This is a genomic window from Sphingobacterium sp. Lzh-3, assembly GCF_046764375.1.
Lineage (GTDB): Bacteria > Bacteroidota > Bacteroidia > Sphingobacteriales > Sphingobacteriaceae > Sphingobacterium.
Map to the genome: position 1 here is coordinate 3790335 of NZ_CP177226.1, position 21440 is coordinate 3811774.

A 21440-nucleotide genomic window follows, 5' to 3' on the forward strand; every position below is an offset into this window, starting at 1 on the left:
TTATTGCTTAAATTTAGTTGCCTTTCAACTTGAGGTCTAAAATCCCGCCTTCTACCAGACGTTCAAAAGGCAGCTGCCAACCTTTCCACAGGCGGTTATTCAACCGAACCTGATCAATAATATAACTATTGGCCTGCTCCTTCTTCACCTGAATGATAAATTTATTTTTTCTTAATTTCTCCGGCAATTGTATCGTTACCCGATCAAAAAGTGGCGCGCCAATCTGAAGTGCGGGCTTCTCGGTGGTGAGACTTCGTACGTCGAATAGGCCGATACTCGACAAGACATACCATGCGCCAAGCTGTCCTTGGTCTTCGTCTTGTCCGTAGCCATAACCGTGTATTGCATCATTACCATAAAACTCATTGCAAATTGCCCGTACCCATTTCTGACTTAAATCAGGTCTACCAGAAAAATAGAACAGCCAAGAGATATGCAGGTTCGGTTGATTACCATGATTATAAAGACTTTCAATCCCTGCGAAAGCGTCAATTTGTGTACCACCTCCAAACACATTCTTCTGCGACACCGTAAAAATACTATCCAACCGCTGATTAAACAGATCCTTTCCAACCAGTTTAACCAATTCCTGTGGGACATGCGGAACATAGAAGGTATACTGCCAAGCATTTCCCTCCTGAAATCCACGCCATGGTTCATAAGGGTTAAAGTTTGAAATAAACCGCCCAGTACTATCCTTTGGTCGCATAAACTTCGTTGTGGTATCGTACAGATTACGCCATCCATCGGATAATCCCTGAAATTTAATGTAGTCTTTTTGGTGCCCCAATGATTTTGCAAATTGTGCGGCTGCACCGGCAGAAAAAGCATATTCCAAGGTATGCGAAGCACCAAAAGGAGATCCATTGGTCATTAATTCGGGACTGCCATTATCATCTTTTATATACGGAGAATAACCTTTACGGACAAAAACGCCCACATCTAACTTCCCCGCTCCAGGCAGACGGTCTTTCCCTTCCAATTCATTTTTGCGCACCGCAGCATAGGCAAGATTCACATCATAGTCACGAATACCCACATTATACGCCGCTGCAATTGCCAAACCTGTAAAATTAGTCCCTACACCCGAAACGTATTTACTGTTGGCAATACCGTCTCCTAGCCAACCTGCATCGCGATAGACCAACAATTGACTCTGAATCCAGTCGTTGTAATAGTCCGGATAAGCAATGGACCATAACTGTGTCAAATTCCAAAATGCACCCCAGATCGCATCGGTATTATAATGATGATGAATAGGTTGCCCCTGTTTATTTAGAGCAATCTGCCCTACCGAGCCATCATTTTTGGGATATGCACCATTGACGTCGCTTGAAAGCCCACGACCCAGTAAAGCATGATACAATCCAGTATAAAATTTAATGCGGTCGTCCACTTTCCCCCCTTCCACCAAAATTCTTCCCAGTTCACTATTCCAGGTTTGCAAGGCATTTTTCTTTGCAGTATCAAACGACATATCCTTTGCTTCTTTAAGCAAATTCAGTTGTGCATTTTCCACAGATGTATAAGACAAGCCGGTCTTGACTTCGATAGATTCCCCTACTTGGGTATCAAATTTCAGGAACACGCCGGCCCCCTTTCCTTTTATACGGCTATGTTGATCGAAAGTCGTGGAATCGCTAAATGTTCCAAAAGATTTAGGCTGTTTGTTTATCTCCGCGAAGAAAAACATCTTAACATGAGCACCCTGCTGATATTTTTGTACGTATACAGGATTGGTAACCACATATCCCCAGACGTGCTGTTTGTCATAATTCACTTCAGCATCAACGACAGGGCCACTTTCCCCCATAACATGGCCAATATCGAAAATAAGGTTGGCTTGTTCCGTTTTTGGGAAAGTATACCGATGAAAACCGACGCGCTTGGTTGCAGTGAGCTCCGCAAGTATATTATAATCTTTTAACTTGACGCGGTAATAGCCAGAAGTAGCAAACTCATCTTTCTTATCGAAAGCAGAACGATAGCCGCTTTGTGGACAATCAAGTTGACCAGGAGTTGTCTTCAATTTTCCAACGGACGGTGCAAATACCACTCCGCCTACCTGGAATTCGTGAAAATTAGCGAATCCTTCTATTGACCCATGCCTATCATCGTACCCCACAGCTTCCCAGCCTGACTTGTTCCCATAGCTTCCATTTGTGCTCGGCGCTAGCTTAGCCATTCCAAAAGGTACTGCTGCTGGTGTATAAAAGAAATACCGGCTATGAACGGATCCAATATTAGGTTTTACAAAAACGGTTAAATCTGTTTTCTGCTGTGCAAAAACAGCCGTCGTACTTACAAATAAACTACAAAAATAATAAATGATACGCTTTACCATTGTTTTCAATTAGGTTCTACAGCAAACTTACAAAAAAATATAGTATGTATAAACATGAGCTCTATTTTCTTACGCGATTTAACTACGGGAAAGGCCTCACTATAATGCCTAAATTTGTAAAATTTTAAATACTAACCAAATAAAACGTTATTAAAGCTTAAATACTGACATTTTTCCATAACTTTGATTGTACATACATACTAAAATATAACCAGTAAATAAATTCAAAAAAAATACTAATCAGACGGCTGATCTTCGATCAAACCCCTGAAGTAGATGAAAATTAACCCTGAAATAGATACAAATTATTGACAGATACACTTGTCAAGCCTAATTAATTACAATAAAACCACAATGAAAAAAAACACCCCATTTTTTAGTCTAATACTTCTGTTACTCGGACCCCAACTATCAGCACAACAAATAAAACCCGACAGTATAACTCAACTTAAGTTGGCAAAAAGCATTCTAGCGGATCAAAACTTAAAATATGTCGACAGCCTTGCCCGAGAGGTCATCAAAGAAGGTTTCAATGCGGGAAGTGGCTACTCACAGATTTGGGCCAGGGACCTCAATACATTTATTGAAACCGCCTTGGAAGAGCGGTCCCAAGCGGACATTAGAGGGGCCATTTTAGTATTCTTTCAGATGCAACAGCCCAATGGTGAAATGGTAGACGGCTATGTCCTTAAAAAGGATTTTACCTGGCACGATGATACACCTTATTATTCAGAAAATGCGCCCGGCCATGTTGGATTTAAAAATACAGTAGAAACAGACCAGGAAACCTCACTCATCCAACTGCTTGGTAAATATATCCTGAAAACAAAGGATTACAGTATCCTGGAGGAGTCTATCGGTGGAATTTCCGTCAAAGATCGAATCCAACTCATGTTGGATTATTTGAAAAGAGAACGATTCAACCACAAGTATCAATTGCTTTGGGGTGCGATGACCGCAGATTGGGGAGATGTACAACCCAACGATAGCTTTGGTTGTGACTGGAATGAGCTCTCCAATGAGGCGATCGATATTTATGACAACGCGATGTTTATTATTGCTTTGCAGACATTAATTGATATTCAGCCCAACGCTCCGAAGGTGACAGAATGGAAGGGATTAAAAAAGAGTCTCGAAACAAACAGCAGACGTCATCTATGGGATAAGAAAAAACAAAAATTCATCCCTCATCTCTACCCTAAAACATCCCCTATCCCAAAAGGATTTGATGAAAATACGATTCATTATCATGGAGGCACCGCCATCGCGATAGAAGCCGGGTTACTTTCCGCTTCAGAAATAAAAACAGTCAATACGCAAATGCTGGAAAACGTCCGGTTATCGGGCATGCCGAGTATTGGATTGACCTTATACCCGACCTATCCGGTTGGATTTTTCATCGGAGGAATGGCTCAGCCTTACCAATACCAAAATGGTGGTGACTGGACTTGGTTTGGCGGACGGATGATCCAGCAACTCGTATTAAACGGCTTTTATCAAGAAGCCTATGCAGAACTTCAACCGATGATCGATCGCGTTGTGAAAAACAAAGGATTTTACGAATGGTATGGTCAAAATAACGTCCCTAGCGGATCAGGGAAATTCAAAGGTTCAGCAGGAGTGCTCAGTAAAGCAATAGCGCTCCTAGAAAGCTGGGCAGAAACTACCGTAGAAAAGAATCATTAAAAGAAAAGAATAAATAAATGAACTATTCACTCATCCTGTCGTCCTTTTTGAATGGATAATAGGATGAGTGAATTACTTAATAATCTCTTCTGCTTTCAACAGTATAGGTAAAACTTTCCGCACGGTAGAACCCTAAATTATATTCAATTGGCTTTCCAGATTGGTCAAATACAAACCGCTTGCGGGACAAAATAGGATCACCGATATTAATCTCCAATTTATCCGCTATAAATTTATTTGCAGCCATTGCATCCAACTCTTCCTGAGAAAGATCTGCAACGACGTGATAATCTGCTTCTAAGATTTCATATAGAGGTCTCTTAAAATCTTCATCGCCGTTTAAACCTATACGCGGATGGAAATAAGAGATAAAATAAACAAATGGGTCATCTTTCTTTCCTCTCAGACGTTCTAGTTTTAACAGCTTCTGATCCTCATCTACATTAAAAAACTTCGAAACAGCTTTATCCGGAACTACCCAGCTGACGTGAAGTTCAAAATTTTTCACCTCAATCCCACGATTTTTCATCTCTTGTGAGAAACTCAACCAATTTTTGGATTTTGAACTGAATTTAGAACTAGCCACCTTCGTTCCTATCCCCTTCTTTCTAATGAGCAGCTCCTCATATACCAGTTTATTGATCGCTAAACGCAAAGTAGAACGGGAAATTGCCAATCTTTTTGCTAATTCAATTTCATTGGGTAATAATTTCCCCTCTATATATTCAGGCTGCTTAATTAATTCGCGTAACAAATTCTCAGCTTGTATATGCAGCGGAACAGGACTTTTATGATCTATTTTTAAATTCATCATTTGGATTGCTTGTGCTAAAATAAGATTTTTTGCATAATTAAAAAAATAGATATATGTTTGTATGTATATACATATTAATATAAACCGCAGATGTCAAAGAAATTTATCATCATTTTATGTATCGTTTCACTTGGAGGACTCCTTTTCGGTTTCGATATGGCTGTAATTGCAGGTGCTTTGCCGTTAGTGAAGCAATTTTTCGGACTATCTCCTGCTCAAGAGGGCGTTTTCGTCAGTTCAGCCTTGCTAGGCTGTATTGTTGGTGTATTTTTCACAGGACCATTAACAGATAAATACGGCCGAAAACCCGCCTTTATTACTGCGGCCCTGCTTTTTTTATTCTCAGCAATTGGCTGTGGATTCAGTCCTTCTTACAGCATATTGATTGCGAGTAGAAGCATTGGGGGCCTGGGCGTTGGAATAGCCTCAATTGTTGTGCCCTTATATCTTGCGGAAATATCGCCAAGCAAATTTAGAGGAAGATCAGTAACCTGTTACCAGCTCGCTATTACATTCGGTATCCTATTTGCCTATATCAGCAACTACCTGATTCTTGAATATAGTTCGGCCCAGCAAAATGAACTGTGGCGAACTATGTTTTTAGTTGGTGCAATACCAGCTTTATTGTTATGTATCGGTGTTTACTTTATTCCTGAAAGTCCACGTTGGCTTTCTAAAAATGGACGAAATACTGAAGTTGCAGCGATCAGTGTCGCATTAGGGCTATCGGATATACAAGAGGTCAGCCATGTTTCCTCGAAAGGAAATCTACGTGATCTGTTCTCTCCCATTTATCGCAAGGCTTTTTTATTGGGCTTATTCCTCCCTTTATTTTCACAGCTCAGTGGAATCAACGCAATTGTTTATTATGGTCCGAGCATATTGCTTGAATCCGGTATTTCATTAAACAACTCCTATCATGCCCAGTTATTCTTTGGAGCTGCCAATGTGCTATTTACTTTCTTTGCAATCTGGAAGGTTGATAATTGGGGGAGACGTCCCTTATATCTTTTGGGAACTGTAGGTGCTACAGTGAGTTTGCTGGTTACTGGTTATCTTTTTAATCAAGGTCAAGTCAATAATATCGCATTGATTATCGCGATACTTTCATTCTTATTTTTCTTTGCTTTTTCCATTGGCCCACTAAAATTTGTCGTCGCAGCCGAAATCTTCCCAAATGCCATCCGGGCTCGTGCCATGGGTATCAGTATTATGGTGATGTGGATTTCCGATGCGATCGTGGGACAGCTAACGCCCATTCTTCTCGCTTCCTGGGGCGCCCGCTATACGTTCTGGTTGTTTGCATTTTTCTGTGCCATCGCATTCCTTGTTGTACTGGGATTCCTTCCGGAAACGAAGGGCAAACCTTTGGAGGAGATCGAAAAATTCTGGATTGAAAAACACAACAAAAAATCAACAAGCAAGTAAGCAAAGGCTATTTATTCCAACATCATTCATTTGCAATAAAAAATTACATCAATATGTATTCTAATACTCAAACAAAACCTTTTCAGTACGAAATCGCGCCAACGTTTCCAGTTCAAGGATCCTTATCAAATTCTTACCAAGATCTTGTTGCACATCTCATTACACATAATATACATAGCATTGATGGTTTTGTAGGTGTTAACTGGGACACAATCATCCCCAACCTGAAGCAGGAATTTGAAAAACAGGGTGTAGCCGCACGATTTATTGCGATGGATTCTGCTTTAAAATCGGAATCAGCCATCCAGGATATTGTCTCTCCCTACCTAGGCGGCAACGACCCATTGTTCGGAAAAAAGACCGGTATTCAGCTCATTGAATACTTTGATACCGAAAAACTAGCGGATTTTCAATCAATACTGGCGAGCTCCGATTCAAAACAAGTTGAGTATACCGTCTTTTATGGTCCTGGAGCATCATTAGTCGATACGTCTAGTCAGCTGATGTATATTGATCTGCCCAAAAATGTGCTTATTCAACGCATGCGTGGGGGCACAGCTTTAAATTTAGGCTCTTCAACACAAACCAATCAAAAGGAAACCTACAAACGTTACTATTTTGTCGACTGGGAAATATTGAATAGACATAAAAGGTCCATCCTGTCCCGTGTCGAAATTCTTGCCGATCAACAATCGTCCCACACCTTACCATGGATTACGGGGAAGGATCTACGCGATACATTGCAAACCATGTCTCAAAATTACTTCCGCGTACGACCAACTTTTGAACCCGGAGTATGGGGTGGACAGTGGATGAAAGAGCACCTTACAGGCATCGATCAGGATGTCAAAAACTATGCGTGGTCCTTCGAAATGATTGTCCCCGAAAATGGTATTTTGCTCGAAGCAGATGGACATATACTCGAAATTTCATTCGATCAATTGATGTTTCAAGAAAGTGCCAATGTACTCGGTCATGCACAGCAACGTTTCGATGTTGAATTTCCAATACGCTTCAATTTCCTGGATACCTTTGATGGCGGCAACCTATCCATTCAATGCCACCCTAGTCCAGCTTATGCAAAAGCAGAATTTGGAGAAAACTTCACACAGGACGAATCATATTATATCGTTGATAGAAAAGAGGACGCACAAGTGTATCTGGGCTTTCAGCAAACAATTGATGCCGGCAAATTTCGCTCCGCTTTAGAAGAGAGCTTCCAAAGCGGAATAGCTATGGATATCGAGCAATACGTTCAAAAATTCGAATCCAAGAAACACCAGTTATATTTGATTCCACATGGTACCGTACATTCTTCCGGCGTGAATAATCTCGTACTCGAAATCAGTGCGACACCTTATAATTATACCTTTAAAATGTACGACTGGGTGCGTCCCGATTTAGATGGGAAACCACGTCCATTAAATATTGATAGAGCATTCGCTAACCTCAATTTTAGCCGGAAAGGTGATGTCGTAAAAAACACACTGCTAGCTCAGCCCAGTGAAAAAGTCCTTGATGCGCAAACAACAAGAATACATTTGCCAACGCATGAAGATCATTTCTACGATGTTTTTAGATACGAATTCGATCAGGATGTTTCGATTGAAACGCAGGGACAGTGTCATATCATGATGCTTGTCGAGGGCGAGGCAATTGAGCTGACGACAGCAAATGGCATGAAGAGGGTCTTCCATTATGCCGAGACTTTTGCCGTTCCTGCTGCTGCTGGGTCCTATACATTGCGTAATTTAGGAAACGGTAAGGCAAAGGTTATCCAATCTTTTGTCAAAGAATCCAAATGTTAATTAAACCATTTATTATAAACAAACAGCACAATGAGAACTATATTTTTTGCATTATCTTCATCGCTCCTATTACTGTCCTGCCAACATGCTGGCGGTAAAGTTTCTACGAACAATTTACAAGACAGCATCCAAAAAGATAGCAGCTTCCATATTGTCAAAGATATGGCTACGAACATCATCAAAAGCGGATTCAATGCGGGGGATGGATACAGTGAGGTATGGATTAGAGACTACAATACATTTATCACCTTAGCAACAAAAGTACATCCCCATGAACAGATCAAAGATCAATTGGCTTTGTTCTTTAAACTACAAGGTTCTGATGGTAATATTGCCGATGGTTTTGTCAAAAAGTCCAGCTTAAAAAATGGCGTATCGGACTATTACACAATCACCAGCACCTTGGCTCCTGATTATGCTGCACATAAAAACACCGTTGAAACAGACCAGGAATCCTCTTTAATTCAAGCGGTACATAAATATATCGTTGCAACTAAAGACAAGGCTTTTCTCAATGAAAAAATTGGTGATGCAACTGTAAAGGATCGCATGGAACATGCTTTGCAATTTTTATTGGACAAACGTTATAATGATACTTATGGTTTACTTTGGGGCGCAACCACGGTTGATTGGGGCGACGTTCAACCCGAGCATGACTGGGGTGTCCATCTCGATGAAAATTCGCATATTGCTTTGGACATCTACGACAATGCGATGTTTTTGATCGCCCTTGATAACTACATGGATCTACTTCCTGAGAAAAAAGAAAAATGGGGAAAAATCAGAGCTTCCGTAGCAAGTAATACGATGAAACACCTTTGGGATGAAAAGAACCAGAAGTTTATTCCCCATATTTATATCAAAGGCTCTCCATTTGCGGCTGATTTTGATGAAAATCAAATCTATTATCATGGTGGAACAGCTATCGCTATTGAAGCGAATTTGCTCAGCAAAGAGCAAATAAAAGTTTCATTGGATAAAATGATTAAAAATGTAAAAGACGCTGGTGCGGCAACAATTGGACTTACCGTGTACCCAACTTATCCTGCAGGTTCATTTAAAAACAAAGGCATGTATCCGTATGGTTATCAAAATGGTGGGGACTGGACCTGGTTCGGTGGGCGTATGATTCAGCAGCTCGTTAAAAATGGTTTTCAACAGGAAGCTTATGAACAGATACAGCCGATGCTTGCCCGTGTTATCAAAAATAAAGGTTTTTATGAATGGTACACAAAAGATAATAAACCAGAAGGTTCAGGAACTTTTAGAGGTGAAGCAGGTGTGCTTTACGATGCTATCGAATTACTAGAACATGCTGGCACGAAATAAAAACAGCTTATCGCGATGTAAAAAGAGAAGCAGGAAATTTGCAGTGCCTCCAAAAAGTTAGACACTTTCTGGGGGCATTTTTTCTGAAAGTGTCTAATCTTATTGGCCAGAAAGAACCTTCAGTTTGCTTTCATTGCTGTTGGTGTCTACGAAGTCATGAAGGTTTTATTTGAAATCGTCACCTTAGCATTCCTATTTTATATTACGCTAAAACCTTTTCCGCATTCTCCTTTGTATAGTCGTTTCCTATCCGCTAAAATATCCTGTTTATTTTCCTTAAATTACTTGTCCTTCTCGCTCAATCGTTAAATTGTACAAGAGCATTCCATTTGGATCGCGGATTTTCATCGTGTAGTCAACAGGTCCAATAACAGCTTAAAACCTAATTGTATCGGTTTCAATAAAAGGCAAACTATAATTACCGGTATCTGCCTTAATCTTAGCATTCAACTGCTTTATTGCGGCGACTTCCTGATTTACCGTCTTATAAAGATAGACGTTCTTTAAACTCGGAAGCTCGTTCAGTTTTGATAGACCTTTTGATGTAATTTTTGTGCCTGTCAGATTCAAATACGTTAATTTTGACAGGCCTTTCAGCTGGCTCAATCCAGCATCGGAAATTTTTGTATTTTCCAAATGCAGACGGGAAAGAATGGGCATTGCCGAAAATGTTGAAAAAGCAAGATCTGTAACAGCCGTATTTCCTAATTTCAGCTGTACAATATTATCCTTAATGGCTAACAATTCCTGTAGGTCCTTATCATTAAATTGAGGATAATTAATCGCATTAACCAACACAAAGTTATTATCTCTTGCAACTTGGATGATCTTAATACCCTTAGCCTGCCAAGCATCAACTTTATCTTTTGGCAAAGCTGGTGCTGCTGGTAGATCAGCATACAATACAGCAGACTCCTCTTTTTCCCCTGTTTCCAATTTTTTCAACAAATGAGCTATTTCTTCTGTTTGTGGTATTTCATGCACTTTTTTATCAAAATTGGCTCCTTGGTCAATCCACCAGGCAATCAGTTTTATCTGATCAGCGGTTATCGGTGTACGACCTTTAGGTGGCATACGTTTCTTATGTCCCTCGGGCAACACCAATCGGGCATATAATTCACTCTTTTTCGAATCATTTGCATTTAGTACTGTGCCGTTCTCTCCTCCTTTTAACAAATTCTCTTTTGTATCCAGTGCCAGCCCCCCTTCCTGCTTTCTTTGCCCGTGGCAGCTTTGACAACGCTGTTTTAGAATAGGTTGAATAATTCCCTTATAGGCTTCTGCTTCCTGCGCATTTTGAACGATAAGAACCTCCTCTTTAGCCTCTTCCGCTTTAAACAGCTTTTTAAGTGCTACTGGCATAACTTCCACAAAGTAACCCTTTCCATGTGTCAGTGTTCCACCGTAGTGTCCAGTCACCCCAATTAAGAGCACCAGGATAAAAAAAAGCCAAAAGCGAAATGCACCATGAGATTCTTTACGATAAAGAAACCAAAGCAATAAACTACTGATAGCCACGGCAATTCCCAGCCATTTGTGATAGCTCAGGACATCCTCCTCATAACCTCCATTTCGTGAAAGCAGATATCCCGATAAAGCAGCTACTATAGCTGCGATAGTCCCTAGGAATAAGGAGAGCTTAATAGCAGGCAAATACATATCACCGCCTTTAAACTGAGTCCTAATTGCCATAACAAAAGCCAACAATAATATGCCGATCGGTAAATGGACCAAAAGCGGGTGAAATCGTCCCAAAAAGCCCAATAATTCATCAAAGAAAACTATCATTCTTTATATCTGTCTTTGAGTAAATGCAACATATAAACATTGATTGACCATTGATCGGCCACCGGTTGTTGTGTAAATGGTAATGTGGGTAAATAACCCGCTGGACCAAACTCGGTCGTTATGGTCAATACCTTCACCCCATTTTCCTTGTGCTTAGCAACAACTTTATCCCACCAGGTCAAATGTTGTGCAACGATACTCTTCCATTCAGGAGCCGCGGGGTCATTGACTTGTGGTCCTTCAGGATGCCCAATTCGTGCATGAATGTGTTCCGTTCTGGAAAGCGCTTTTGTTACAGCATCCGTCTGATCAGAAAGCATTGATTCGTGCACATTGCACCAATGCGAGATATCCAACGCAAGTTGTAAGGTCGGAATCTTCTCTAAATATTCTTTTGTCACATGAGCTGCAAAACTAAATCTTCCGCGATGAGTCTCATGATAAACGGGGATGTGGTACTTATTTTTAGCAGCATCGGCAAGCTCAATCAATGTTTTATTCTGCTCAAACGAGTAATAATCTTTACCTGTATGGCAATTGATATAATCGGGTTTCAGCTGTGCTGCTTCATCCAAATTATGCTTAAAACTTTGTTTATATTCCTCGTAAGTTCCGCCCGATCCGCCTGAAAGCAATCCTAAACTCAATCCATATTTATGTAATGCCTCGATCATCTCTTTCCGCTCATTTGGACTACCGGGTAACCAGGATTCAACACCATCGTAACCAGCATTTTTCACCCGGAGACAGAATGTATCCCAAGAATCGCTATTTCCCCAATTGGTGCAATAATATTTGATGTGTAACTGCTGGGCAGTCATGGATAGAAAACTGCTCATAAATAAAATTAATACTAGAAATTGTTTCATGTTTTTAAATTATAGCTTGAATAAGTTCACCCTCCACATCTGTCAATCGGAATGGCCTTCCTTGAAAATCGTATGTAAATTTCTCATGATCAAAACCCAAAAGGTGGAGCATGGTCGCATGGACATCGTGTACAGAACTGCGCCCTTCTACCCCAGCGAACCCAATATCATCGGTTTGACCGTAACTTATACCATTACGAACTCCCCCGCCTGCCATCCAGATGGTATAGGCGTCGGTATGATGATCGCGTCCCAGGAATGGCATATCGCTGTTGTCCCTATTTTCTTGCATCGGTGTGCGTCCAAATTCCCCGCCCCACACAACTAGTGTTTCTTCCAGCAAACCACGTTGTTTGAGATCCATAATCAATGCTGTCATTGGTCGATCTATCTCCCGGCATTTATTTCTAAAGCCAAGATCAATCGAATCTGCGGGATTTGTACCGTGACTGTCCCAACCCCAATCAAATAACTGCACGAATCGTACCCCCTGTTCTACAAGTTTCCGAGCCAAAAGGCAATTATTGGCAAACGATTCTTTACCCGGCTCAGTTCCATACAATTCGTGAATATATGCAGGTTCATTATTGATGTCCATCACTTCAGGAACTGCAACCTGCATTTTATAAGCCATCTCATATTGTGCAATCCGCGACAAGGTTTCTGGGTCTTTAAAGGTATCGTATTCTGTTTTGTTGACATTATTTATGGCATCAATCAAATCACGCTTCATATCCCTTCCCATCCCTTCAGGATCGGCAATATACAATACGGGATCACCCTTTGAACGACATTGAACGCCTTGGTATACGGACGGTAAAAATCCACTTCCCCAGACACTTTTTCCTGCATCCGGTGTTTTACCTCCCGATGTTAACACAACAAATCCGGGTAAATTGCTATTTTCAGATCCTAGACCGTAAGTTACCCATGAACCAATGCTTGGCCGGCCGAGACGGGCACTTCCCGTATGCATAAACAATTGCGCTGGACCGTGATTGAACTGATCGGTATGCACGGCCTTCAGAAAACTCACTTCATCAACAACTTTACTAAAGTGAGGCAAATGATCTGACACCCAAGCCCCACTTGCTCCATATTGTTTAAAAGTAGCCTGTGGCCCTAACATTTTTGGAATCCCACGAATAAAGGCAAATTTCTTTCCTGCGAGCAGGGATTCCGGGCAAGGTTGATTATGTAATTTCTGCAATGCAGGCTTGTAATCAAATAACTCCAATTGCGACGGAGCGCCGGCCATATGCAGATAAATTACGCTTTTAGCCTTACCTGGGAAATGAGGAGGCTTGGGTACCAGCGGATTGAGTGCATTCAGATCCAACTTTTCTGATGATTTTGACTGTCCCCATCCATTACAACTCGTCAACAAACTCCCTAAAGCAATACCTCCGATACCTGCCACACAGTCCTTTAAAAAATGTCTCCTTGTGACAGCCTGCAATTCAAATTGTTGCGCTTCTTTTATTAGCTTATTTAGATCTTTCATCTGACTATCATTACGTATGAACGGTCTGTGTCACTAAATTTTTAGTCCGCAGCTTTAGCTCATTTCGGTTTATATTCTTATTATTTCATAGGCCTTATCCTTCTTAACAAGAGACTTCGTTTTCATACGAAAAGCCCTTATCCAGAAGTTTCAGTCCATATTTATTATTTCATTATTTATGATTTCGTTAAAAACTCGTCCAGATTCAACACTGCATTGGCAACAAGCATGTAGGCAGCTTTTGAAGGCAGGACCTTTACATTGCTTTTTGCTAAATCTTCATTCAAAAATTTGGCTGCTGAATCAGGCTTTTTGCTGAAATCAATCAACGCTTTTTGATAAAGATGTTCCAGCTCTTTGAGTTTCTTTTCATCGGCATCCTTCAACATTGCACGTTTATAACCGACACGAATACTATTTCTAAGATTTCCATTTCCCTCCTTTTCCATAATAGCCCCCAGATGTTTAGCTGCTTCGAGATAAACAGGATCGTTTAATGTGGCGAGCGCTTGTAGCGGTGTATTGGTACGGATTCGGTCGACCAAACAAACCTCCCGACTAGAAGCATCGAAAGAAACAAAGGAAGGATAAGGACTCGTACGCTTTAAAAACGTATAGATGCCCCTTCGGTATTGATCTTCTCCAGCACTTTTCACCCAGGACTCACCGCTGTATACAGTCATCCATACCCCATCCGGTTGGTATGGCATTACACTTGGTCCATACATTTTATTGCTGAGCAATCCACTCACGGCTAATGCCTGATCACGAATCTGTTCGGCAGATAACCTAAAACGAGGTCCCCTTGCCAAATAATAATTCTGTGGATCCTTTTCAAAATTGGAATTGTTCAGGCTAGAGGACTGCTTATAAGTTCCGGATAATACCATCTCGCGGATCAATTTTTTAATACTCCACTTTTTGGTATTCATCAGATCTAGGGCAAGATAATCTAATAATTCTCGGTGAATCGGCGGAATACTCTGTGTGCCCATATCTCCCAATGGTTCAACTAGTCCCCGACCAAATAGTTGAGCCCATACGCGATTAACTAAAGTTCGCGCTGTCAATGGGTTTTCCTTGCTGACAATCCACTGCGCAAACCCCAAACGATTGCGTTGAGCCCCCTTAGGGAAACTATTCAATGATGCCGGAACTGTAGGCTGCACTTCCGCACCTAGCGACAGGCGGTTACCACGTATAAATACATTTGTCTTACGATGCATGTCTTTGGGATTTTCAATCATGATTGGTACTCCCTCAGGTTGCATGTTGACCAACTGGAGAAAAGTCTTTTGAAAATTCATATTATCCAGTGACTTTTCATGTGGAAAGTTCTCGCGAAATGCAAACCATTCAATCATGCAGATCGGCTGTCCATGAGCGACAGATGGATTCTTGAAAACCAGATATAAGTCATGTATACCACGAGTCGCACTTATGGGAGACTGAATAACCTGTCTTCCATTCGTACTCGGTAAATCAATAACGGCAAGTATTGGTCCGCTAGGTTTATCCAAGTGAATTTCCAATTTTCCACCTACTGCACCTGTCCAGAAATTCATGAAGAATTGCTGTTTATTATCCAGGTTTATTGTCCTTAATCGAGCCGATCCTCCAGTTCTAACCCCCAACCATTTCGTATCATAAAGCGCGCCATCTACTATTTGGTCGCTGTAATGCGCATGGACTTTGGGCTCAAGGGTGTGAAGGAACAGATCTGTTGATTTTACCAAGCTTGCATTTCCTGTCGTCGACAACCACCTCTTTATACTGTCAATTCGTTTTTCATCCTGTGCGGTGTAAAAACGCAGTTTAGGATGATCACCTTGAGTATCTTCATCTCTGGTGTTGTTAAAAAAAGCTAACGATTTATAATACTCTTCAAATTTAAACGGATCATAGGTGTGACTATGACATTGCACGCATTCAAAGGTCGTACTCAACCATACCTGATAAGTTGTATTTAAACGATCCAAAACCGCAGCCATCCGAAATTCCTCGCTATCGGTCCCGCCTTCATCATTATTCATGGTATTGCGATGGAAGGCGGTTGCAATAAGTTGATCCTTGGTTGGTTCCGGGAGCAAATCCCCGGCAAGCTGTTCTATCGTAAATTCATCATAAGGCATATCCTGGTTTAAGGCCTTGATGACCCAATCCCGATAAGTCCATATCGTGCGCGAGCCATCCTTTTCGTAGCCCTTCGTATCGGCATATCGCGCCATATCCAACCACCAACTCGCCCACTTTTCGCCATATTTCTGAGAAGCCAGCAGACTATCTACCCGCCGGCTATAAGCATCATCACGCTGGTCTGCTTCAAAGGCTTGAATCTCTGCCAACGAGGGTGGGATACCAATTAGATCCAAATACACTCTTCGGAGCAACAATGCTTTATCGGCTTCATCTGCAAAGGACAATTTCTTCTCCTTCATCTTATCCAAAACAAAAAAATCAATCGTATTGTTCACCCCTTTGGGCTTTACACCAAATATACTGAGCAACGAAAAAGGTTTAGGGACCTCCGTTTCCTTAGGTGTTGTATAGGCCCAATGCTCTCCCCACTTAGCTCCTTCATCGATCCATCTTTTGAGTATATCAATTTCATCGTCATTCAGTTTAGGGGCATTGTAAGGCATACGCAATTCAGGATCATCGGAAATCAGTCTCTTTACCAGTTCACTGTGTTCCCCATCGCCACGAATAATTGCTGATTTGCCCGACTCAGCTTTGGCGAATGCCTCATTTTCAAAAAGAAAACTTAAGCCACCATTTTTCTTAACCCCACCATGGCATGTGATACAATGTTTATTCAAAATCGGTTTAACATCAGCGCTAAAATCAACTGGCTCTTTTTTTCCAAAAGTCAAAATGCTTGTGCCAATAAGCACAAGCGCCAATAATATTAGCACCAAAATCTTTTTTTTCATAGCCTTGGGATATCTCTATTCTGTATTATTTTAGGTTTATGCACTAAACGAAATGAATAATGATTGTTTTCTTCGTTAAGTGGAGTCGAAACTATTCCATAAATGTGCTCGTTTCGAGTAGGATAAAATTAGAGAACAACACTGGATTATACTAAAACTAGATTAACAGAAACATAAACAATATTACCCCTTGCCCTTGCCAGATTTGCTGTCGACTATTGAGCCACCTATTCAAAAGGTTGATTTAAGACAGCATAACGTACTTTCTTTGGTTAAACTGCAGACAATACAACATCATTTTTGCAACATATTCCTTCGAATCATAAAGTATAACAATTTCGATACGAATTAACTTATTTAGTTTTCAGCACTTCATACAATCACCGTTAAAACTGCTTTTAACGTGGTTTTAACAGGTTCAAGGCCATCGAATAGATAAAATAGTATGCAAAAAAGTAACAATAGTGTCAGTATCTCCCCTTCCAGAGTTTTAAATTTACAAGCAAACCTTTTAAATTATGAAATATCTTTATTTAATACTCTTCTGTTCGTTCACAGTGTTCTCTTTCGGTCAACCGACACCGGACAACAACCTCCATTTCGATCAGTTGGCTTCGCGGTGGGATGAAGCCATTCCGTTGGGAAATGGTCAATTGGGTGCATTGATTTGGAAAAAAAATAATACGATTCGATTTTCACTTGATCGCGCAGATCTATGGGATGAAAGAAAGGCCTTTGCAATAGAAAAACACAATTTCAATTGGGTCCAACAACAAATAAAAAACAACAGCTATGGTATTGTACAGGAGTGGGGAGACGCTCCTTACGATAGATCCCCCTATCCCACCAAGCTTCCAGCAGCGTCACTGTTCTTTGACTTAGCGAAATTTGGCCCTGTCGTTTCGAACGTACTTGACCTGGAACAGGCCACCAATATTCTTAAATTCAAAGATGGTCGGATATTAAGAACCTTCATACACGCCTATAAACCCTTTGGCTATTTTGAAATTACAGGAAACAATGTGAGTGAACTTGTCCCTCAATTAATTCCCCATCAATATGAAAATAGTGCAAACAAAGATGAAAACAAAAGCGTTGTTGAAGGTCAAGATTTAGCAAGATTAGGATATCAGCAAGGAAATATAACCAGAACCAGCAATTACGAAGTGTTGCACCAAAAAACTTATGACAATCATTTTTTTGAAGTTGTATTGAGATGGGAAAAAATATCAGCTAAAAAACTGATTGGATATTGGACAATCGTCAACGATCAAAGGGCAAACCCTTCTGAACTTTCCCTCAAAAAATACACCGAAGAAAAAGCAAGCCATTTGCACTGGTGGTCAAACTATTGGTCCAAATCAAGTATAACTATTCCTGAAAAAAATCTTGAAAAGCAATATTATCTTGATATGTACAAGCTAGGTGCTGTCGCAAGAGAGGGTGCTCCAGCAATTACGCTTCAGGCCGTCTGGACGGCAGATAATGGTGGCCTCCCTCCTTGGAAAGGAGACTTTCACAATGACCTTAACACCCAATTGAGCTATTGGCCAGCCTATTCGGGGAATAGATTGGCCGAAGCCAAAAGCTATACAGATTGGCTCTGGAAGATCCGTAAAAAGAATAGTGACTTTACAAAGCAATATTTCGGTGTCGATGGGCTGAATGTACCCGGTGTCCTTACTTTAAATGGAGACCCTATGGGTGGTTGGATTCAGTATTCTCTTTCTCCAACAATTGGTGCATGGGCGGCCCAACATTTTTATTGGCAATGGAAATATAGTATGGATAAAACCTTTCTAAGAGAACAAGCCTATCCCTATATCGTTGCGTCTGCGACTTACCTTAAGAATATAACCACATTAAAAAATGGACTCCGTTACCTGCCTTTGAGCAGCAGTCCCGAATACAACGATAATAGTGTGTCAGCATGGTTTGACAATTGGACCAATTTCGACCTTAGCTTAGCGCATTTTCTTTTCCAGGCTGCAAGTGAGGTGAGCACAGCCATGGGAAAACCGCAAGAAGCGCAGGGTTGGTTAAAATGTAAGACCCAACTACCTCATTATGCGACGGATGAAACCGGACTACAAGTTGCTGCAAATCTTCCAATGAAACATTCCCATCGTCATATGTCTCCCTATATGGCAATTTATCCATTGGATTTATTAGACATCAATAATCCGCAGGAAAAAGAGCTCATCGAAAGTTCCCTAGATCATATTGAAAAGCTGGGTACACGGGCGTGGGTCGGTTATTCCTTTGCATGGATGGCTTGTTTGCACGCGCGGGCTAAACAAGGAAAGGAAGCCGTTAGCAATCTTCAAAAATTTGCACAGAACTTTTGTTCTACCAATTCCTTTCATCTGAACGGTGACCAGAAAGGTGGGCAATATTCAGACTTTACATATCGACCATTTACGTTGGAAGGTAACTTTGCATTTGCACAGGGAATACACGAATTGCTCATTCAGAGCAAGAATAACTATGTAGAAATCTTTCCAGCCTTACCTGCTGAATGGACAACAGCATCTTTCAAAAATTTAAGGACGATGGGCGGATTTATCGTAAGCGCTGAAAAAAAAGGAGATAAAATCGTTACGCTGAAAATAACTGCGACCGAAGAGGGTACCTTTCGAATTTTTGAACCCAAAACGCTCATGCATGTCAGCACGAAAAAGACCTTACAGAAAGATAACAGCATACAATATGTGAAACTAAAAAAGGGGCAAACAGTAAACTTATGTAGTGTCTAAAGACGGAAGCTATCTAAGTCGGACTGTCGACAAAAAAAAGCGTTTCAACCAAGTGTTGAAACGCTTTTTTTTCACTGAAAACCTGTATCGATTTTTCAGGACTAATCAGTTCTGCAATTTATGCGAGCTCAATCAAAAATTCCTCTTTCGGAAGTCTAAATTTTTTCAGCTTCAGCAACCAATCTTGTTCTTCCATCCGATAGCCTAAAGGAAGCATAACTGCACTCTTCAATCCCAGTTTATCTAAACCAAGAAGTTCATCCAATTCGGCATTTGAAAAACCCTCCATAGGGGTTGCATCAACGCCTAATTCAGCTGCCTGAGCGATTGCCAAACCAAAAGCAATATAGGCTTGTTTAGCCGCATGGGCTGCTTGTTGCTCAACGGATAGGCTTGATAACTGTGCTTTCAATCTATTTTTATACTCGTCAGTGGTGTCTAAAGGTAAACCTCTCAAGGCATTCATCTTGTCGAAGGTACTATCAATACGTTCGTCCGTATAGCTATCCCATCCTGCGAAAACCAATAAATGTGAGCTATCAGCAACAATTTGTTGGCCCCAAGCCACAGGTACAATTTTTTCTTTTAATTCCTGATTCGTAATCACAATCACACGGAACTGTTGAAGTCCAGACGAGCTCGGAGCCATACGTGCTGCCTCCAAAATCTTATCCAAATCTTCCTGAGCGACCTTTTTTGTAGGGTCGTATTTTTTTGTGGCATAACGCCATTCTAGGGTATCTAATAAAGCCATTTTATTCTAATTTAAATGATCAATAGCAACATCATAAAGTTTTGTAAAGATACATAAAAAAATAAATGTCTAAACATTAAAATAAAAGACTAAAACAATAAAAACTAGGACAAAAACACAATGGCTTTCAACATTTGTTACTAGACTTTTAACGCCCAAACAAAGTATATTTACTTCTAATCACAAGCAAATGTCTATTTTATTCAAATTTATTAAGACCTTTGTACTGGTTTATATCCGATTAAAACAAAATGACCTTCAATCATTTGTTTCGGGTGGTTATAAATAACTAAATAAAAAACAGAGCTCACCTGCTCCACAATAAAAACATCAGCGATGTCTATAACGAATGAAACAGAGCTAACAGGCATACAAAAAGCGAGCGATGCCGTTGCCATCACCTTAAAAGCTATGATAGCACATGCTCAAGTGGGTATGTCCACGAAAGAGCTTGACGAATACGGAGCCGAAATATTAAAAAGTATGGGTGCAAATTCTGCTCCTGCTCTTACCTATGGTTTCCCAGGCTACACCTGTATCAGTATAAACAACGAGTTTTGCCACGGAATACCTACTGCGGAAAGACTATTGCAAGAAGGTGATTTGATCAATATCGATGTATCTGCCGAACTGGATGGATATTGGGCCGATAATGGTTGTTCCTTTGTCATAGGAAAGGACATATTTCAACACGAAAAATTGGTAAAAGCATCAAAAGAAATTCTTCAAAAGGCAATCAATAATATTCGTGGTGGTGTGAAAATAGCCGATATTGGGCATCTCATAGAAACTGAAGCGAAAAAAAGAGGTTATAAAGTCATCAAGAACCTTGGCGGACATGGTGTAGGAAAAAGTCTGCACGAGGAACCCGATGAATTGCTTAACTATAAAAATCGCTTCGACCAACGAAGATTTCGAAAAAATACCGTTGTTGCTATTGAAACCTTTATTTCAACGACCTCCACATACGCGACTGAACTCAACGATGGCTGGACAATGGTTGGAGACAAAGGTGGATTCATGGCACAACATGAACATACAATTCTCATTACTGATGGCGCTCCTGTTATATTAACGGCACAGAATGCAATTTACTAAGCAGTCATAAGAAGGCACCTATAGGTCTTTTCGAACAAGTTATTGAACGCTATCGAAAAGACCTGTTTTCTTCAAAACAAAACTTCAAGCTTGCGGCGGAGTGTATAGTCCCTTCATCTCAGAACTAGAGGTTGTAAAAAAATTAAGGGGCCTCTCATAACGAGAAAACCCCCAAATAATATATTTTTATGGCTAAATAATTTTTACCAATACCAAAGACTAATCTTACTGGATAAATGGCTACAGCAGTAAAAGTAGCGTATTCTTCCCAACAAAAAAGTGATGAAAATCACTTTTACCAAAAATTTTATTCCCATTTTCAAAATTCA

At 40.6% G+C, this 21440-nt stretch carries 13 protein-coding genes; 6 read left to right on the forward strand and 7 right to left on the reverse strand.

Annotation, left to right across the window (positions count from 1 at the left end; translation table 11 throughout):
* Nucleotides 1–13: 13 nt before the first annotated feature.
* Nucleotides 14–2344 carry a GH92 family glycosyl hydrolase gene (locus tag ACLCDV_RS15995; RefSeq protein ID WP_411971632.1) on the reverse strand — a complete coding sequence of 777 codons (2331 nt, stop codon included), beginning with the start codon at nucleotides 2342–2344 and terminating at the stop codon, nucleotides 14–16.
* Nucleotides 2345–2797: 453 nt separating this feature from the next.
* Here ACLCDV_RS15995 and ACLCDV_RS16000 point away from each other — a divergent pair, with 453 nt between their 5' ends.
* Nucleotides 2798–4030, forward strand: coding sequence for a hypothetical protein (locus ACLCDV_RS16000; protein ID WP_411971633.1), 1233 nt, complete (start codon nucleotides 2798–2800; stop codon nucleotides 4028–4030).
* A gap of 76 nt (nucleotides 4031–4106) precedes the next feature.
* Here the strand turns inward: ACLCDV_RS16000 and ACLCDV_RS16005 are convergent, their stop codons facing one another.
* The gene (locus tag ACLCDV_RS16005) at nucleotides 4107–4844 is read right to left on the reverse strand and encodes a GntR family transcriptional regulator (RefSeq protein WP_232475551.1); all 738 of its coding nucleotides are present in this window, start codon (nucleotides 4842–4844) and stop codon (nucleotides 4107–4109) included.
* Nucleotides 4845–4934: 90 nt separating this feature from the next.
* Here ACLCDV_RS16005 and ACLCDV_RS16010 point away from each other — a divergent pair, with 90 nt between their 5' ends.
* Genes ACLCDV_RS16010 through ACLCDV_RS16020 form a run of 3 tightly spaced genes read left to right on the forward strand, consistent with a single transcriptional unit; the run spans nucleotide 4935 to nucleotide 9409 of the window.
* Complete coding sequence (locus ACLCDV_RS16010) at nucleotides 4935–6272, forward strand: sugar porter family MFS transporter (protein ID WP_411971634.1); 1338 nt, start codon at nucleotides 4935–4937, stop codon at nucleotides 6270–6272.
* A 53-nt stretch (nucleotides 6273–6325) separates the two neighbouring features.
* A complete protein-coding gene (locus ACLCDV_RS16015) occupies nucleotides 6326–8080 on the forward strand; it encodes a class I mannose-6-phosphate isomerase (RefSeq protein WP_411971635.1) in 1755 nt (584 codons plus the stop codon).
* Between the two features lie 30 nt (nucleotides 8081–8110).
* On the forward strand, nucleotides 8111–9409 hold the full coding sequence (locus tag ACLCDV_RS16020; RefSeq protein WP_317665862.1) for an amylo-alpha-1,6-glucosidase: 1299 nt from the start codon (nucleotides 8111–8113) through the stop codon (nucleotides 9407–9409).
* Nucleotides 9410–9784: 375 nt separating this feature from the next.
* On the opposite strand, the gene ACLCDV_RS16025 is transcribed toward ACLCDV_RS16020, so the two are convergent.
* From ACLCDV_RS16025 to ACLCDV_RS16040, 4 genes are all read right to left on the reverse strand, one after another.
* Nucleotides 9785–11197, reverse strand: a complete 1413-nt coding sequence (locus ACLCDV_RS16025; protein WP_411971636.1) for a c-type cytochrome domain-containing protein — start codon at nucleotides 11195–11197, stop codon at nucleotides 9785–9787.
* Entirely contained in the window at nucleotides 11194–12066 is an 873-nt protein-coding gene (locus tag ACLCDV_RS16030) for a sugar phosphate isomerase/epimerase family protein (protein WP_411971637.1), read from the reverse strand. Before ACLCDV_RS16030 ends, ACLCDV_RS16025 begins: the two co-directional genes overlap by 4 nt.
* 4 nt (nucleotides 12067–12070) lie before the next feature.
* Nucleotides 12071–13570 carry a DUF1501 domain-containing protein gene (locus ACLCDV_RS16035; RefSeq protein WP_411971638.1) on the reverse strand — a complete coding sequence of 500 codons (1500 nt, stop codon included), beginning with the start codon at nucleotides 13568–13570 and terminating at the stop codon, nucleotides 12071–12073.
* A 176-nt stretch (nucleotides 13571–13746) separates the two neighbouring features.
* Nucleotides 13747–16503, reverse strand: a complete 2757-nt coding sequence (locus tag ACLCDV_RS16040; RefSeq protein ID WP_411971639.1) for a DUF1553 domain-containing protein — start codon at nucleotides 16501–16503, stop codon at nucleotides 13747–13749.
* Nucleotides 16504–17021: 518 nt separating this feature from the next.
* Between ACLCDV_RS16040 and ACLCDV_RS16045 the strand changes: the two genes are divergently transcribed.
* Nucleotides 17022–19259: a glycosyl hydrolase family 95 catalytic domain-containing protein gene (locus ACLCDV_RS16045; protein ID WP_411971640.1), complete on the forward strand. Its 2238-nt coding sequence runs from the start codon at nucleotides 17022–17024 to the stop codon at nucleotides 19257–19259.
* 118 nt (nucleotides 19260–19377) lie between these two features.
* Here the strand turns inward: ACLCDV_RS16045 and ACLCDV_RS16050 are convergent, their stop codons facing one another.
* Nucleotides 19378–20013, reverse strand: coding sequence for an NAD(P)H-dependent oxidoreductase (locus tag ACLCDV_RS16050; protein ID WP_317665853.1), 636 nt, complete (start codon nucleotides 20011–20013; stop codon nucleotides 19378–19380).
* A 336-nt stretch (nucleotides 20014–20349) separates the two neighbouring features.
* Here ACLCDV_RS16050 and map point away from each other — a divergent pair, with 336 nt between their 5' ends.
* Nucleotides 20350–21111 carry a type I methionyl aminopeptidase gene (map, locus tag ACLCDV_RS16055; protein WP_088162047.1) on the forward strand — a complete coding sequence of 254 codons (762 nt, stop codon included), beginning with the start codon at nucleotides 20350–20352 and terminating at the stop codon, nucleotides 21109–21111.
* The last annotated feature ends 329 nt before the right edge of the window (nucleotides 21112–21440 follow it).

Excerpts from the sequence above, each read along its gene's own strand:
- ACLCDV_RS15995 (WP_411971632.1), bottom strand. The coding sequence starts at position 2,344 with ATGGTAAAGCGTATCATTTATTATTTTTGTAGTTTATTTGTAAGTACG.
- ACLCDV_RS16005 (WP_232475551.1), bottom strand. The coding sequence starts at position 4,844 with ATGATGAATTTAAAAATAGATCATAAAAGTCCTGTTCCGCTGCATATA.
- ACLCDV_RS16010 (WP_411971634.1), top strand. The coding sequence starts at position 4,935 with ATGTCAAAGAAATTTATCATCATTTTATGTATCGTTTCACTTGGAGGA.
- ACLCDV_RS16015 (WP_411971635.1), top strand. The coding sequence starts at position 6,326 with ATGTATTCTAATACTCAAACAAAACCTTTTCAGTACGAAATCGCGCCA.
- ACLCDV_RS16020 (WP_317665862.1), top strand. The coding sequence starts at position 8,111 with ATGAGAACTATATTTTTTGCATTATCTTCATCGCTCCTATTACTGTCC.
- ACLCDV_RS16025 (WP_411971636.1), bottom strand. The coding sequence starts at position 11,197 with ATGATAGTTTTCTTTGATGAATTATTGGGCTTTTTGGGACGATTTCAC.
- ACLCDV_RS16030 (WP_411971637.1), bottom strand. The coding sequence starts at position 12,066 with ATGAAACAATTTCTAGTATTAATTTTATTTATGAGCAGTTTTCTATCC.
- ACLCDV_RS16035 (WP_411971638.1), bottom strand. The coding sequence starts at position 13,570 with ATGAAAGATCTAAATAAGCTAATAAAAGAAGCGCAACAATTTGAATTG.
- ACLCDV_RS16040 (WP_411971639.1), bottom strand. The coding sequence starts at position 16,503 with ATGAAAAAAAAGATTTTGGTGCTAATATTATTGGCGCTTGTGCTTATT.
- ACLCDV_RS16045 (WP_411971640.1), top strand. The coding sequence starts at position 17,022 with ATGAAATATCTTTATTTAATACTCTTCTGTTCGTTCACAGTGTTCTCT.
- ACLCDV_RS16050 (WP_317665853.1), bottom strand. The coding sequence starts at position 20,013 with ATGGCTTTATTAGATACCCTAGAATGGCGTTATGCCACAAAAAAATAC.
- map (WP_088162047.1), top strand. The coding sequence starts at position 20,350 with ATGTCTATAACGAATGAAACAGAGCTAACAGGCATACAAAAAGCGAGC.